This is a genomic window from Bacillus cereus group sp. BfR-BA-01383 (assembly GCF_022663495.1).
Taxonomy (GTDB): domain Bacteria; phylum Bacillota; class Bacilli; order Bacillales; family Bacillaceae_G; genus Bacillus_A; species Bacillus_A cereus_AU.
Map to the genome: position 1 here is coordinate 89524 of NZ_JAKUFP010000004.1, position 15219 is coordinate 104742.

Genomic DNA, 15219 nt, shown 5'->3' on the forward strand with positions numbered 1-15219 from the left:
TCATTTATATGATTGATAACATATGTTGTTATTCTCCATGCCAATGTATATCACACAAAATATTAAATTATAGTGTATGTCCTTACTTAATGTCTAATATTATTCATTTTTATCTTTTACTATTGCAAAAAGGAGTATATTCTCTTAGAATGTTTCTTTATATTGCATGGAGAGGATATTATTATTCCAAGATAATAATGTCTAACTGATATAATTTATTATAAAAGGAGCAAAATCGAGTTATTATGGACAAACAAATTGGATTCATCGGATGCGGAAACATGGGGATGGCTATCATTGGCGGGATGATAAACAATAATATAGTGTCTTCAAATAAAATCATTTGTTCAGATTTAAACACTATTAATTTAAAAAATGCCAGTGATAAATATGGATTAACTACAACTATTGACAACACTGAAGTAGCTAAAAATGCTGATATTTTGATTTTATCAATCAAACCCGACCTTTACTCATCAGTAATTAGCGAAATAAAAGAAGTGATACAAAACGACGTTATCATCGTAACGATCGCTGCAGGAAAAAGTATTAAAAGTACTGAGGATTCCTTTGGTAAAAAGTTAAAAGTTGTACGAGTGATGCCTAATACACCTGCTCTTGTTGGCGAAGGAATGTCTGCGTTATGTCCCAATGAAATGGTGACAGAAAAAGATTTAGAGGATGTACTAAACATTTTTAATAGTTTTGGTCAAACAGAGATCGTAAGCGAAAAATTAATGGATGTTGTAACATCTGTAAGTGGTTCTTCACCAGCATATGTATACATGATTATAGAAGCGATGGCAGATGCTGCTGTACTAGATGGCATGCCAAGAAATCAAGCATATAAATTCGCAGCTCAAGCTGTATTAGGCTCTGCAAAAATGGTACTAGAAACAGGAATACATCCAGGTGCATTGAAAGATATGGTTTGTTCTCCAGGCGGAACGACAATAGAAGCTGTAGCAACATTAGAGGAAAAAGGCTTACGAACAGCCATCATTTCAGCTATGCAGCGTTGTACGCAAAAATCTGTTGAACTATCTAATCAAAGTAAAAAATAAAGAATAACTTTAAATCGTTTTTGACTATATACACATTTTGTTTCCATACTCCCCCGTTGTTACTAAAAGGTAAACGGACAAACTCATAAGTAATTTAGTTTGTCCGTTTTGTTTTTATTATACTAAAATAACTCTATCCATTTCTACTTACATCTTCTTTTTGGCTTCTAGTTTTATACCTTACCTATTACCAGTAGAACATCCTATATTGAGTTAAGAAACTACATAACAGAACCTTACAGTTTCGACCCTTCTCCTCATATACAGGCCTTACTATGACTGTTTAATTTTATTAGGAACAAGTAATTTTTCAATGCATATCGGTAACATATCTAATAGTCTTTCAAATGCGTAATTTACGTCGAGACGTTCTGTCCATTGATGTGCATCTTTTCCTACTGGCCCCATATTTAATACTGGAACATCAAACTCTTCTAGTTCCTGTAGTGGAATCGAATAGCCTTTATCCCATAATGGCATATTGTCTACAAGAGAACTCATTGAATCTAGTGGGTACTGCAGACCAACATAGCTCAAATCTGAAATTCCGCCAAAATAATTTTGATTTTCAAATGTAATGCTATGGTTATAGTGAGCATACTGTTCCATTTCTTCAACTACCTCTTTAATTAAAGGGTTGTTGCGTGAACTCACAGCTGGATAGTATGGTGGCGCAAAGAATAGCACAATCATCGGTGCCTTTTCTTTACATAAAATAGCTAATTTATCTACTAAATCAATCGTTACCGCACGATCATCTTTATCTTCTCTATTTTTTATAATAGTAGATTGAATTTCATCTAGTTTCTCTTTCCCATGTTGTTCAATTGCATAAGCGATAAGCTCTTCATACGTTAATACATTTACTTTGAGGTTAGGTGGTATGAATGGATTATATTTAGAAAAGCGATATGCATGCTTCTCATAGGACTCTTCTATTTTTTCTGCTACTTTCGTTACTTTTTGACGTAACAATGAAACGACATCTGTCATTGATTTTTCTAATAAAAACAAATTAAATAATGTGACTGCACGATGCGGAATTTGTACAGAATAATCCTCCTTTAAGTCCCTTTGAAGTAAGTTAGTTGGCGGAGGACTCGCTTCCCCTTCTACAATATCACAAAGGTCTGTGTTTAACTCTAATTCTGCTGTTATTAATGAAGCCATATAACTCCCATTTAAGCCTGCAAAAGGTTCACCTACATGTGTCTCTTTTCCATAGCAAAGAAAACCAGGTAACACTTTACCAATAGAACCAGTATAAATATACTTATTTTGGTCACCAGGATGTCGTGAAAACATAGGCTCTGAATTTAGGACTGTTTTATAATCTAAGTCATGTTCTCTTGCTAAATCTAATAATCTTGGAACAGCAGCCCTCATCCCTACAGAGTTCACTTCTTCATCTGGAACAGCTAATAAAAGAATATTCCCATCAAATCTTCCTTCACAAGCTTGCTCAATCATCGCCATTTGTAAAGCTAGACCACATTTCATATCCATTGTTCCTCTACCAAATAGCCAATCTCCTTGTTCTATATCTTCTCGTACATGATCTGGTAGTTCATCTTTATGAGAATAAAACATAGATGTTAATTTTTTAGGGTTAAATGCATCTTCTTTCCACACTCCATAATCTTGTACATCTACAACATCAAAGTGACTAACAAGAATTACGGTATTTTTCGTACTATCACTTTTCTTTACTAGGGCTGTAACAAAATATCGTCCATCCCCTGTCGGATTTTTTTGCAAATGATGCGGATTTTCTTTGAAATATTGTAAGTCAGATAATTGTTCTACAACAAAGTCTGGCAAAATAACTTCAGCTTCTGAACCTGTAATACTAGGAATTTCAACAAGATTGCTTAATAATTGAACCAATTGTTCTTTTGATTGCCACTTTGACATATAAATCCCCCTATTTTTCCGCATTATGAAAATCAATTCCAATATATGAATAAAAAATGACGACAGCTATCAAAATTATAGTTCTGATGTACTGCCGATTTTTATTGATATTTCATGAGCTGCTTGTTTTACCTTACGAATAAGAAAAGATAATCTGTCATCATTAATGCGATGACTAATTAACCCAACACTTAATGCTCCTACTACTTTATGATTAAATCCTATAATAGGTGCAGCTACTGACGCTGTCCCTTCTGTTTTTTCACCATAACTCACAGCATATCCTTCGTTTTTTATTTGCTTTATTTGATCAAGAAGAATTTGCTTTTGTTCTGGTAAAGAAGAAAGTAAATGGTCTACAATGTATTCCATTTCATTCGTTTTCATATTCGCAAGCATCGTTTTATTTGCGGCGCCAATCGAAAGCGGAATCTGTTCCCCTAAGTTATCGATTACTCGAATTTTTAAAGGACTATCAATTCTTTCAATGATAATAGAATGTGTTCCATTTGGAATGTTCAAATAAACACTTTCTTCAACTTCAGAGGCCAAACGCTTCATCACTTCTCTTGCAACAGATCTGTAGTCTACCTTTTCCAATTGACGTAATCCTATTTCCATCCACATTGGTCCAATTTTGTACTGTTTTGTTTCTGAAATTTGTGTAACCAATCCATGCTCCATTAGAGAGTTCAGTAACCTATGTACTGTACTAACCGGAAGTTGTGTTCCATCAGCTATATCAGAAATAGCCCAATACTCTTTTTCGTTTGTGGAGTTCAATAACTTAATAATACTTATCGCTCGATCAATGGACTGTACCATAACTCGCCTCAACTTTACTTGTAATATGTTAGTACGCTTAATTAACTATCAATTTAACAAAAATTCAAACTAAAATCAATTAATTTATTAAATTTTCTAAATAAACAAAAGATACACTTTTAACAATTTGAAAACGCAAACAAAAAAATATTGACTTTTCTTCTTAATTATCTGAAAATTATAACAAGATTTCACATCACGGAATACATTCCATAATACGGAAAAACATCAATTCTCATACTACCAATTATGAAAGTGAGGAAAACAATGACGCAAGTAAACAATACAAACAATGAATTAAAGCGCACGATGAAAAGTAGACATTTATTCATGATTGCACTCGGTGGTGTGATTGGAACGGGGTTATTTAACGGATCTGGTTATATTATAAGTCAAGCTGGACCTGGTGGATCCGTACTTGCCTTTATGGCCGGTGGATTATTAATGTATCTCGTTATGCTATGTCTTGGTGAACTTGCTGTAGCAATGCCTGTTTCAGGTTCTTTCCAGGAATATGCAACCAAGTTTATTAACCCTGCAACTGGGTTTACAATCGGATGGTTATATTGGTTAAGCTGGGCAAACACGACCGGACTTGAATTTACAACTGCTGGCATTACAATGCAGCGCTGGTTTCCTGATATTCCCGTCTGGGTTTGGTGTTTAATATTTGGTGTTACGATATTCACTATTAACGCATTATCTGCTCGTAGTTATGCAGAAACAGAATTTTGGTTTTCAAGTATTAAAGTATCTGCCATTATTGCTTTTATTATCCTTGGCGGCGCCGCTATGTTCGGTTTTATTGACTTAAAAGGAGACGAACCAGCTCCGCTATTTTCAAATTTCGTAAATCATGGTGGTTTATTCCCAAATGGACTTGCCGCTATCCTATTAACAATGGTTACAGTCAATTATTCCTTCCAAGGTACAGAACTTGTAGGGATCGCAGCAGGTGAAAGTGAAGATCCAGCGAAAACTTTACCTCGTTCTATTAGAAATATTATATGGCGCACGATGTTTTTCTTCGTCTTAGCAATCTTTGTTCTTGTGGCTTTAATTCCATGGGAAGAAGCAGGATTAACAAAGAGCCCGTTTGTTGCTGTTTTTGATAATATTGGTATTCCATATGCAGCTGATATTATGAACTTTGTTATTCTTACTGCTGTTCTTTCTGTCGCAAATTCAGGACTGTACGCCGCAACTCGAATGCTTTGGTCGTTATCACAACACGAAATGGCTCCAGCCTTTTTAAAGAAATTATCATCACGAGGAATACCTTTAAACGCTTTAATCTTAACGATCTCTATTTCTGCTTTTTCTCTATTGACAAGCGTTGTAGCTGCTGAAACGGTTTACTTATGGCTTATTTCAATCTCCGGAGTCATTACAATCATTGTTTGGATGTCGATTTGTGTTTCTCAATTCTTTTTCCGTAAACGTTATTTGGCTGAAGGTGGAAAATTAGAAGACTTAAAATTCCGAACTCCACTTTATCCTCTTGTACCAATTCTTGGTTTTGGGTTGTACGGCATTATATTAATAAGTCTTATCTTTATCCCAGAACAAAGACTAGGAATCTATTGCACTGTACCATTTATTATCATTTGCTACACCTACTATCACTTTAAGGTTAAGAAAAGGATTGCTACTAACAATCAAACAGAAACTAAAATTAGCAAAACTATGTAATGCAATACCTATACATAAAAGACCGCACATGGATTTTACTACATGTGCGGTCTTTTATCATTGACACTTCTCATTCATTTCCTCAGGAACAGTTCCCCTGTTTTTTCTATACTATCGGAAGGGTTTTTTATACCATTTGGAATGTTGGATTGTTCATCTGAATTTCGAGTTGAAGAGTTATCCTCAAACTAGTCCGTATTACTTTTCAAGTTCTGCGAAAGATGATGTCGGTATTGTTAATGTAGTTAATACTACATTACTAGCAATTGTGATTTTTTACTGTTTATAAGTTAATAATTTTCCTTACTATTACTGTTTTGATATATTGAATATATATTGCTTAAAAATTTTAAAATAGACAGGAGTTATCTACGATGATAAAAGGTTTCGGAGGAATATTTTGGAGAACTAAAAATATTGATGTTATAAAAAAATGGTATAGTGACGTGTTGAAGATTGAAATAGAAAATTGGAATGGGACTGTGATTAAACCCGAATTAGGAACTGCGACTATCTTTTCTTTCTTTACCGAGAATGACAATTATTTTCCGACAGAACAACAAGTGATGTTAAATTTCCAAGTACATAATCTAAACGAGACTATTCAGCATCTTGAACAAATTGGTGTACCTCTTGAAAAGAAAGAAGAGATTAGTGAATTTGGGAAGTTTATTTGGATTAAAGATCCTGAAGGTCGACTGATTGAGCTTTGGGAGAAATAGAGGGTTATAATCATTTACTATTAAGCTAACGATTGCTTTCGTTCAACAAGGTAAGTAAAACATCAATTCCTTATCAGAATCAGGCATCCACTATTTAAACAAAGAAGCCCCTTAAACCAAAAAGGATTAAGGGGCTTCTTGTATATATGATGAAGTTATAGCTCAGATTTCACTCGAATAGAAACATTGTTTTTCACTAAATTTTTGACGTCTTTAAAGGTAACAAAATTGTTACTTTTCTCATCCCAAAGACGGAAACGGAGTGATCGCAAACTTGTAGCAAGAGTAATCGTTGGTACATTTTTTAAAGGAAGCGTATTATTGTGTGCCTCTTCTAGTTTATAGTTAGGTACTCTTGGGCTTAAATGGTGAACATGATGATATCCAATATTACCAGTTAGAAATTGCAGGATTTTTGGAAGTTTATAAAACGAACTTCCTTCCACTGCTGCTTTCACATATTCCCACTCTTTATCTTCTTCAAAATAAGAATCCTCGAATGTGTGCTGTACGTAAAACAGCCAAATACCTATTGAACCTGCTATTAAGAATATGGAACCATGTACTAGAAGAAACGATTGCCATCCGATTGCCCAGCAAAGTAATCCTACTAAAACAACGATTAAAACATTCGTCAAATAGGTGTTCATGCGCTCTTTCTTTCTAGCACCTTTTCGGTTAAATCTATTTTTAAGCAGAAAAACATAAATCGGACCTAATCCAAACATAACGAATGGGTTGCGATATAAACGATATGCTAAACGGAGTCTAAATGGTGCTGCCAAATATTCATCCACTGTAAGCGTCCAAATATCTCCTGTACCTCGTTTATCCAAATTACCACTTGTAGCGTGATGAATGGAATGCTCATGCCCCCATTGATCAAACGGGAATAATGTTAAAACACCCATACATGTCCCAACTATTCTATTTGCACGTCGACTTTTAAAAAATGAATAATGGGTGCAATCATGAAAAATAATGAAAATCCTTGTCATAAATCCAGCGGCTAACAGAGATGGAACTAATGATAACCAATAAGAAACAGACAAACTTTTATAAGCAAGGTACCATAAAATAATAAATGGTACGATTGTGTTGATAAGTTGCCACACACTTTTTTTAATCGTTGATTTTTCAAAAGGAGCAACTTGTTTTTTTAAATTTTTAGTATTTTGTAAGGTCATTTTTTCTAATTCCTTTCTTTTTGTTGCTAATTCATATTATAGCATACTATTAGTAGTAGGTGTTAAGTGTAGATATAATAAATATTATATACTATGAAAATCTCTTTTTTCTTACTTATTACTTACAAATTACTTACATCCAAAATAACTTCTATAATAAGGTAGCAGAATCATCTGCGCCGGAAATCTTGAAGTTTTCCCCAATAAATATATTAATAAAAAAGACACACAGATTTTTCTGTTCCTATACTGTCCCATTTCCACAATAAAAAAAGAGCTGCCCATAACTCGGTTTTACCGACTTATGAGGCAGCTCCTCTTAATTTCACCTTATTTTATCGATGAATCCAAACTGCACCTGCAGACTTATCTTCAGCTTGGCCTACTACTTCAAACTTCAATCCTAATTTTGGTAACTTACGTCCTGCATCTGGAATGAGACTGTTGATGTACTGCTTAGAGTCATCAAATTTTGCAACTCCTGGTAATCCTTTATAATCAAAGATACCGCGAGTTGGTGAATCTACTCTCCATGCTGGCGTTTGATCAAATGAGAATGCTGCATCGGCAATTTGATAACGCGTACTGCTCTTCACAGTCGGTTGTCCGTTTAATGTCCCTACGATTGCCTCTGGATGAGAATCTACTACTCCTAGGAATCCTTCACCTGGATGAACGCCTACCCAGTTATCTGTAAAGCTTTGATCCGCATACCATACAACCATTCCTGTATTAAATACTGGTCCACGCGCATGTTGTAACGCCGTGTCAGAACCAGCGTAGTTTCTCCACTCTACATAGTAGTTATTTTTTTTCTGTTCAAATCCGTTTGACACAGTAAATCCTTTTAACGTCATTGCTGGTTGACCCTCTGCATCATCAGAGAAAACAACTTTTCCATCTACAGTTAATGCAGCATTATCTAACGCAAACCCTTTATAAGCTACTGCAATATCTGTTACATACTCAAATTGCAGTTTTACTTTTTTCCCTTTGAATTGGCTCAAATCGTAAGTTTTATCAACCCACTTACCATCAGTTGTATCCACGCCGCCTTTTACATCTTTTTCGCCCATTCTATCAATACGTGTCTTCGTTCCGTCTTCCGCAATCGCATTTACATCAAGGAAATCATACTTCGCTTCAAGCTCGTAGAATGCCTTATAATCAAACTTAGCATCCGTTGCATTTGTTAAGTCAAATACTGGTGTCTCAAGTGTTGTATGAATGTCATTTCCTTTTGTACTGTAATAGAACTTCTTACCAAATGCCGATTCGATATTTTTTATATCTTTGTCCGGCAAATTAACACGAATGATTCCTGGTCGTTTTGATTTTGTTGTACTTTGATCTAAAAATGTCGCAACGCCGATTCCCGTGCGAAGCTTATCATAATCTACCTCAACGATATTCGCCCAGTTACCTTTCATATTCTTTTGGAAAAATTCTTTATTTTGTGGCGAGAAACTTGTTGGCTCTGTTCCTGCAATTTTTCCAGCCCAGCTGCCGCCGCTCATAATAGACCATGATTCAACAGGTTCACCTTGTCCTGAGTACTTTGTATCATATTCATCTGGTAAGCCTAAATCATGACCATACTCATGCGCAAACACACCAACTGCTCCGTCTTCAGGCTCGATTGTATAATCGTATGCAGCCATCTTTCCGCCCCAATTCGAAACAGAAGATTTTGTGCCATCAATCGCATATGGTTTTGATCCAAGTTTTGAACGATGAGACCAAATCGCATCATCTTTCAATTTACCGCCGCCAGCTTCTTGACCTACACCAGCATGTACAACCATTAAATGATCAATAATGCCATCTGGCTCGTTTTTATTTCCATCACCATCTTGATCGTATTGATCAAATTGATCATAGTCTGCTAAATTTATCCCTTTTGCTACCGCTGCTTTTAATGCTTCTTTCACAAAATCACGTGGCCCTAAAGGACCTTTGTTATCATGACCGGTTCCTGCATCCGCACCATAATCTGAAGCTTTTCCTGGAACAGTAAGCCATTCCGTTACAGTTCCATCAACTGTGTAGCTGCCACCAGATTGCTCTTCATAATATTGTTTAAATGTGTTAATCTTCGATCCATCAAATAACGTAAATTGCTCATCACCAAATAACATTTTTTGATAATGTTCACGATTAAAGTCCTTAGAATACATATATCCTGACTCTTGATCAATATTGTTATGCTTAAAATCGCTAAATTCCACAAGTAAAACAAGTACTTTATCTTTTCGAACAGATCCATTGTACTCAGCTTGCTGCGCTGGTGTCGTAGGTACTTTTCCATTTAATTTTCTAGAATTCAATCCAGCATCTTGTCCAGCTACCGGTCCTACCGCCGGCTGCTGCGCCTGTTCATTTTCCTTCATTTTTGCATCTTTTACTTTTTTCATAAAATCAGAAGCTTCTTGCGTAAGACTATCTTCTTTGATGATTTCTTTCCCAGGGTTTTCCCCTTTCTTTTTCTCAACATATTTTTCGACAGCCTTTGATGTCTCAGCTTGCGATGCAGATTGATCAATTACTCCCCGTTCTTTTAGTGCTTCTGCCAAACGCTCCTCCGGTATTAAATGCTCATCTATTGGTAGAGATGATGTTGGCGTCTCAGCATACGCTGCATGACTTCCAAAAGCAAAAGTACTACTTAGCACTGCCGCTGTTGCTAGTACCGATAAAGGTTTTAACTTCTTATTCTTTTTCAATGCATTTCCTCCCCAGTGTTTGCGAATTATCGTTTTTTTGTCGATAACAACATAATATTCGGTATAATGCGAATATTCAATATTTTATTGACGTACAATTGTTGAGAAATATTTTTTATGTAAAGTGAAATACATAATAAGATCTTAACATTGTAATGTTTAATATTTAAAACTTTAGGACAAAAAACAAAAATCGCTAACCACTTAGCCTATATAGGATAAATGATTAGCGATTTTTTAACGAGAATGTTTTTTGAACAAATGAATTGCTTCTTCTGGTACATAGAACTTTCCATTACTTTCAACGACGATACTTCCTAATTCATACTCTTTACCATCGATACGAATTATATTTTTATTAACAAATAATTGAGCTTCCACATTATTATGATTTACTATGAGCACCGGGTTTGCTACATTGTTTTTGTCGATTGTTACAGTTGCACCGATTTGTTTAAAGCCTGATTCACTTTCTAAAAATAATTTATTTGTTAATTCTTCTAAGTTAAAACCCATTGCTTTCGCCATTGTCTTCGCAATGTCCGTATTTTGGACTAAGCCTTGTGGTTTTTGAGGTCCATAAGAATATAAGAATACATCCTCACCTGTATGACCACCTGTCGTAAAGCCAATGTTCGCACGGTTGGCCAATAATGTAGTAAGTATTGGACCTACATCCATATTCTTTTGCGCTGCTTTTAACTTGTCTTTTTCATCATGAGTTAAATTGTCTAAACCATATAGTGCAGCGACCTCTTCTACATTAGATAAATCACTTTTTAGTTTTTTTGTAGCACCTTCAAGTGTCAATTTCGCCTTTTTCAGCGGATTAATGTAAGCAGATACCGGCGTCGTCTTATATCCTTTTGTCGTATTCATATTCCCAATGGAAATACCGCTGTTACCATGGTCCGCTAAAGCGATGAGCATCGTATTCCCATCTTTTTTCGCGAATTTTAACGCTTCTGCAACCGCATTATCAAATGCCAATACATCACTAATCATCCCAATTGGATCATTCGCATGCGCTGCCCAATCTGGCTTACTTCCTTCTATAAATAAAAAGAAGCCATCTTTATCTTTTGATAATGTTTGAATTGCTTTTTCCGTCATTTGGGATAGTGTTGGCTGCTCCGGATTAGTTGCTTCACGATCCATATCGAACGCAAGTGCAGTATGAGAAAAAGAGCCCCAAATTTTATCTGATTTAGCATTCAATAATGCATCTTTCGTTTCAACAAAGTCGTATCCTTTTTCTCGAATCACTTTTACTAAATTTTCACCATCTTTTCGGATTCCATTACTTTTGACAGGTAAAAGTGCTGCCTTCCCCCCGCCTAATACAACATCTATATTTTGATACACTTGCTGTTTTGCAAGTACCTCAAATTGCTTGCGGTTTAAGTGGTGAGCAGAGAACCCCGCTGGAGTAGCATGCTGAATTTCAGATGTAGCAATAATTCCTGTTGCGCGCCCTGAACGTTTTGCACCTTCTAGTACGTTGGCAACTGGACGAAACCTGTCTTCTTCTTTAATTGGCTTTAAACCAGGTGAATTCACAATAGACGGTAATACACCTATGTAGTTTGAATTTGATTTATTCCCAGTTGCTAATGCTGTTGCTGCTGGAGCTGAGTCTGTAGTAGCTGATTCCGCCGAATACGTGCGGACGCCCCCTGTTACAATTTGCTCTAACGCAAGTGGTACCCCTTTATACCAACGAGCTAAAGTTGTAGCTGAAGAGCTCGTTCCATCCATAACCATCATAATTACATTTTTCGGTTGTCGCCCTACTTTTTCTCCCTTAGCTTCGACCCCGTTATCGTTAAGCATGCTTCCTGTAACTAATAAACTTAATGTTAGCCCCATTATCTTTTTACACAGATTCGTCATTGTTATTCCTCCTTGTCACAAAACTAACAATAACTAGTTTCCCCAAACGATAAAAAACGAATAACATGCATAAATGAAAGTAATGTTCACTCGTTGCAACTGATTTTACCGGAACTGAATCTATTTCATGAAACATTTGATTTTTTATTAAGATATATAACTTTAATAAATATAATAATGATCCATATTTATTTTCTCGTTTTCAATTTATTAAGCGAATAGTTATAATTCATCAAATACAGAAATTGACATACAAAAACGCCATCCTTTCCTATGGATTCCACAGAAAGAATGACGCATTTTTTCATTAAAGTTAGCATTTAAACCAAACTTAATAATATCGCTTTTGTACGATTGTCCGTTACTTCATAATAAATTTCTAATCCTTTCCGAGTACCTGTAATGATTTTAGCAGCTCTTAGTTTGGATAAATGTTGACTAATTGTACTTTGAGGCATCTGTAATTTTTCATACATTGTTGTTACATTAGTAGGGCCTTTTGTACGCATTATTTCTACTAAAGATAAACGGACAGGATGCGCCAATACCTTTAATACTTCAGTGATTTCTTCATACATTTCTTTCATATTTCTTTCTCCCCTTTTATATAAATATTAATGATATCCATATATATAATTCGAAATGATATACGATTTTATGTCCGTCATTTCAAAAAAATTTTAAAAAACTTTTCGGTCTGAAACTCAAGGGGTTCCTAAACATCCTCAATATTCTATGGATTCTTCTTTCCATCCCCTTAATGTTGTGTGGTAGGAACATTTTCCCCCTCATTTTTAGGCCTGTTATTTTCGTTTATATTACCTATATTTTCTTACTGAGACTCTTTATTTTCTTGGTTATATCCTCTACCGTTGTTTTCTTGCTGATGTCCATTATTTCCTTGCTGTGACCCTCTACCGTTGTTTCCTTGTTGGTTTCCATTATTTCCTTGCTGAGGACCTCTTCCGTTGTTTTCTTGTTGGTTTCCATTATTTCCTTGCTGAGGCCCCCTACCGTTGTTCTCTTGCTGATGTCCATTATTTCCTTGCTGTGATCCTCTTCCGTTGTTTTCTTGCTGGTGTTCATTATTTTCTTTTATTTGCTTAGATTGCTGTTTCTTAGATTGCTTTTGTTCTATATGCTCCTGCTTCTCGTATTTTTCTTCTTTTACAGGAGACAAATCCGATGATGCATCAGGAGGTAACTTTGGTTGCGTTTGTATCTCCCCATCGTGTTCCTCCTGATCAGACGGCGGTACAGGAGGAGTAAGCGATTTTTTCTTCTCATTCTCTTGCTTTATATAAACACCTGTGCCAATTCCTGCTTTCTTAGCATTCTCTCGCATTTGCATCGTACTGTTTTGATATTCGACTGTAACATGTTTTATCTCATACTCTTTCTTTAATTCTTGCATAGCGTTTTCCAACTCTGCTTCTAGTGACTTGTCCTTTGTAACAGCTGTTAGCATAACTTGCTTATCATTCGTTAAGTACTTATCCTCTTGACTCTGCTTTATAATAGTACGTATTACGTCTTGCAGGTGTTTATTTTCCCACCGTTTCATTTCTTTTAAAATGCGCTTTCCATCATCATTACAAGCTCGCAAATCTATAACACGAAGATCCTTTGTTACGCTCACCTCTAAACTCGGATTTATATCTACTGAGACATAAGCGAATACTTTTTCTTCCGGTTGGTTGTAGAAAAACAGCAACACACATAGAAAACAAGCAACAAGTAACGATGCAGGCTTTAAGAAAGAAGGGATTGAAAAACGCGGTGCCCTTTGCTTTTGTTCATTAAACGAGATTTCCTCTCCAATCATGTAAGAGTGCGCTTTTCTTTTAAACGCAATAAACTCTCCATTTGGCGTTAAAATAACTACACTATGTTTTTTTATATCCATCACAATCCCTTTATTCATCATGCTGTCCCCCTCTTATATAATCCAGAATATATGTATAGTTGTTTGCAAAGATAATACACATTGCAATGATGTATTTTCTATGACGCTCCAAAGTTTTACGACTTACCCTAACACGCGGTTCAATATGTTTAAGCGGTAACTTTTTCTTTCGGAACAGTTCTTCCATCATTTCCTCTTCTTTTATAATAATCTTTACAATTTCTACTAAGTGCTCACGCGTATCACGATGCTTAGGAGATTCTTTAGCAAGCTCTGAAAATGTGATTTTAAATTCAGCTAGCACACTTTGAAAATGAAGAATTTCTTCCTTACGGTTACTATTTTCCATCTCTTTCATATACTCCGTAAGCGATACTTGCATTTCTAACATTTCCTCTTGCTTATCTTCTTTTAAAAAGACAAGATTATGCTTAGACTCCTTGCGTATATAGTCAATTACATCTCTTTTTATAAGAAGATCAGCAAACGCTAGAAAAGATTTTCCTTTTTTGTATGAATACTGTTCAATTGCTTCGTTAAACGCAAACAACCCAATGCTATATTCATCATCCTGTTCCGTAATATATCGGCGACAGACAGACGATATTGATTTTTTAATAAAAGGTTGATACTGTACGATAAAAGCTTCCTTATCTTCTCCGTTGTTTTGTATGTTAAATACGATATCTTCTATTTTCGGTTTTTTTAAGATCTTCATTACTAAACTCAACACTAGTAATCTCCCTGCCTCCTTCTGCTTCAAATAGCAAAATGGTCACTAAACAAGTGACCATTTAACCACATCTTCTTAGTACTGTTCTTTATGCTTGTCTTATTGTTATTTCTCATATTTTTCGCGACCGACTTTTTTCACTGTTTCTTAATGATTATTCTTTTCTGTTGGCGCTAGAGTTACGTCTATATTTTGATCTACTTTCTTATTTTCTTTCACAATAACGTCCGCTTGTTTTTCTTGCTCTATTTCTATTTTAGCTGCAATCTTTGAATAACTCTTCACTATATTTTTGGTAATTGCAGTTTTTGCTTTCGAATCCCCCTAAGTCTTCTGTCGCTTTTTTCTAATGTATCTTGTGTAAGATTGCTTTTTCCATCAGAAACGAGCTACAGACCAGCATAGGTGCCATAGTACCTTTTAATAGTACTTTTCCATAATTTTTTTCTTCCTTATATATATTCGAAGGAAGAAATAATTTTATGGGGGTCAAAATAATATTTTTTATAAATAGCTAAAATACACTACTGATTATTTAAATCACAGGGGTTCATTCACTA

At 35.3% G+C, this 15219-nt stretch carries 11 protein-coding genes and 1 pseudogene; 3 read left to right on the forward strand and 9 right to left on the reverse strand.

Features of this window, described 5'->3' with window-relative positions; translation table 11 throughout:
• The first annotated feature begins 245 nt into the window (after positions 1–245).
• Complete coding sequence (gene proC, locus MR065_RS05940) at positions 246–1064, forward strand: pyrroline-5-carboxylate reductase (RefSeq protein ID WP_242212858.1); 819 nt, start codon at positions 246–248, stop codon at positions 1062–1064.
• A gap of 273 nt (positions 1065–1337) precedes the next feature.
• Here the strand turns inward: proC and MR065_RS05945 are convergent, their stop codons facing one another.
• Both MR065_RS05945 and MR065_RS05950 read right to left on the reverse strand, forming a co-directional pair.
• Positions 1338–3002 carry a M20/M25/M40 family metallo-hydrolase gene (locus tag MR065_RS05945; RefSeq protein ID WP_242212859.1) on the reverse strand — a complete coding sequence of 555 codons (1665 nt, stop codon included), beginning with the start codon at positions 3000–3002 and terminating at the stop codon, positions 1338–1340.
• Positions 3003–3053: 51 nt separating this feature from the next.
• A complete protein-coding gene (locus MR065_RS05950) occupies positions 3054–3803 on the reverse strand; it encodes an IclR family transcriptional regulator (protein WP_242212860.1) in 750 nt (249 codons plus the stop codon).
• 267 nt (positions 3804–4070) lie between these two features.
• Here MR065_RS05950 and MR065_RS05955 point away from each other — a divergent pair, with 267 nt between their 5' ends.
• Complete coding sequence (locus MR065_RS05955) at positions 4071–5495, forward strand: amino acid permease (RefSeq protein WP_242212861.1); 1425 nt, start codon at positions 4071–4073, stop codon at positions 5493–5495.
• A 374-nt stretch (positions 5496–5869) separates the two neighbouring features.
• The gene (locus MR065_RS05960; RefSeq protein WP_097903839.1) at positions 5870–6217 is read left to right on the forward strand and encodes a VOC family protein; all 348 of its coding nucleotides are present in this window, start codon (positions 5870–5872) and stop codon (positions 6215–6217) included.
• A gap of 155 nt (positions 6218–6372) precedes the next feature.
• Here the strand turns inward: MR065_RS05960 and desA are convergent, their stop codons facing one another.
• The 7 genes and pseudogenes from desA to MR065_RS05995 all read right to left on the reverse strand — a co-directional run bounded on the left by desA (position 6373) and on the right by MR065_RS05995 (position 14944).
• Positions 6373–7404 carry a Delta(5) desaturase DesA gene (gene desA, locus MR065_RS05965; RefSeq protein ID WP_242212862.1) on the reverse strand — a complete coding sequence of 344 codons (1032 nt, stop codon included), beginning with the start codon at positions 7402–7404 and terminating at the stop codon, positions 6373–6375.
• A gap of 335 nt (positions 7405–7739) precedes the next feature.
• Positions 7740–10127, reverse strand: coding sequence for an immune inhibitor A domain-containing protein (locus MR065_RS05970; protein ID WP_242212863.1), 2388 nt, complete (start codon positions 10125–10127; stop codon positions 7740–7742).
• 237 nt (positions 10128–10364) lie between these two features.
• Complete coding sequence (locus MR065_RS05975) at positions 10365–12020, reverse strand: alkaline phosphatase (RefSeq protein WP_242212864.1); 1656 nt, start codon at positions 12018–12020, stop codon at positions 10365–10367.
• A gap of 320 nt (positions 12021–12340) precedes the next feature.
• The gene (locus tag MR065_RS05980) at positions 12341–12607 is read right to left on the reverse strand and encodes an ArsR/SmtB family transcription factor (protein WP_088229465.1); all 267 of its coding nucleotides are present in this window, start codon (positions 12605–12607) and stop codon (positions 12341–12343) included.
• A gap of 248 nt (positions 12608–12855) precedes the next feature.
• A pseudogene (locus MR065_RS05985) lies at positions 12856–13944 on the reverse strand (anti-sigma factor domain-containing protein); the annotation flags it as partial.
• Positions 13937–14659, reverse strand: coding sequence for an RNA polymerase sigma factor SigI (gene sigI / locus MR065_RS05990; RefSeq protein WP_242212865.1), 723 nt, complete (start codon positions 14657–14659; stop codon positions 13937–13939). The pseudogene MR065_RS05985 and the gene sigI, both read right to left, overlap by 8 nt.
• Positions 14660–14806: 147 nt before the next feature.
• Positions 14807–14944, reverse strand: a complete 138-nt coding sequence (locus MR065_RS05995; protein WP_242212866.1) for a hypothetical protein — start codon at positions 14942–14944, stop codon at positions 14807–14809.
• Between the last annotated feature and the right edge of the window lie 275 nt (positions 14945–15219).

Bases quoted from the DNA above. Each gene is read 5' to 3' on its own strand.
- MR065_RS05955 (WP_242212861.1), top strand. From the start codon at position 4,071: ATGACGCAAGTAAACAATACAAACAATGAATTAAAGCGCACGATGAAA.
- MR065_RS05975 (WP_242212864.1), bottom strand. From the start codon at position 12,020: ATGACGAATCTGTGTAAAAAGATAATGGGGCTAACATTAAGTTTATTA.
- MR065_RS05980 (WP_088229465.1), bottom strand. From the start codon at position 12,607: ATGAAAGAAATGTATGAAGAAATCACTGAAGTATTAAAGGTATTGGCG.
- MR065_RS05945 (WP_242212859.1), bottom strand. From the start codon at position 3,002: ATGCGGAAAAATAGGGGGATTTATATGTCAAAGTGGCAATCAAAAGAA.
- MR065_RS05960 (WP_097903839.1), top strand. From the start codon at position 5,870: ATGATAAAAGGTTTCGGAGGAATATTTTGGAGAACTAAAAATATTGAT.
- desA (WP_242212862.1), bottom strand. From the start codon at position 7,404: ATGACCTTACAAAATACTAAAAATTTAAAAAAACAAGTTGCTCCTTTT.
- proC (WP_242212858.1), top strand. From the start codon at position 246: ATGGACAAACAAATTGGATTCATCGGATGCGGAAACATGGGGATGGCT.
- MR065_RS05950 (WP_242212860.1), bottom strand. From the start codon at position 3,803: ATGGTACAGTCCATTGATCGAGCGATAAGTATTATTAAGTTATTGAAC.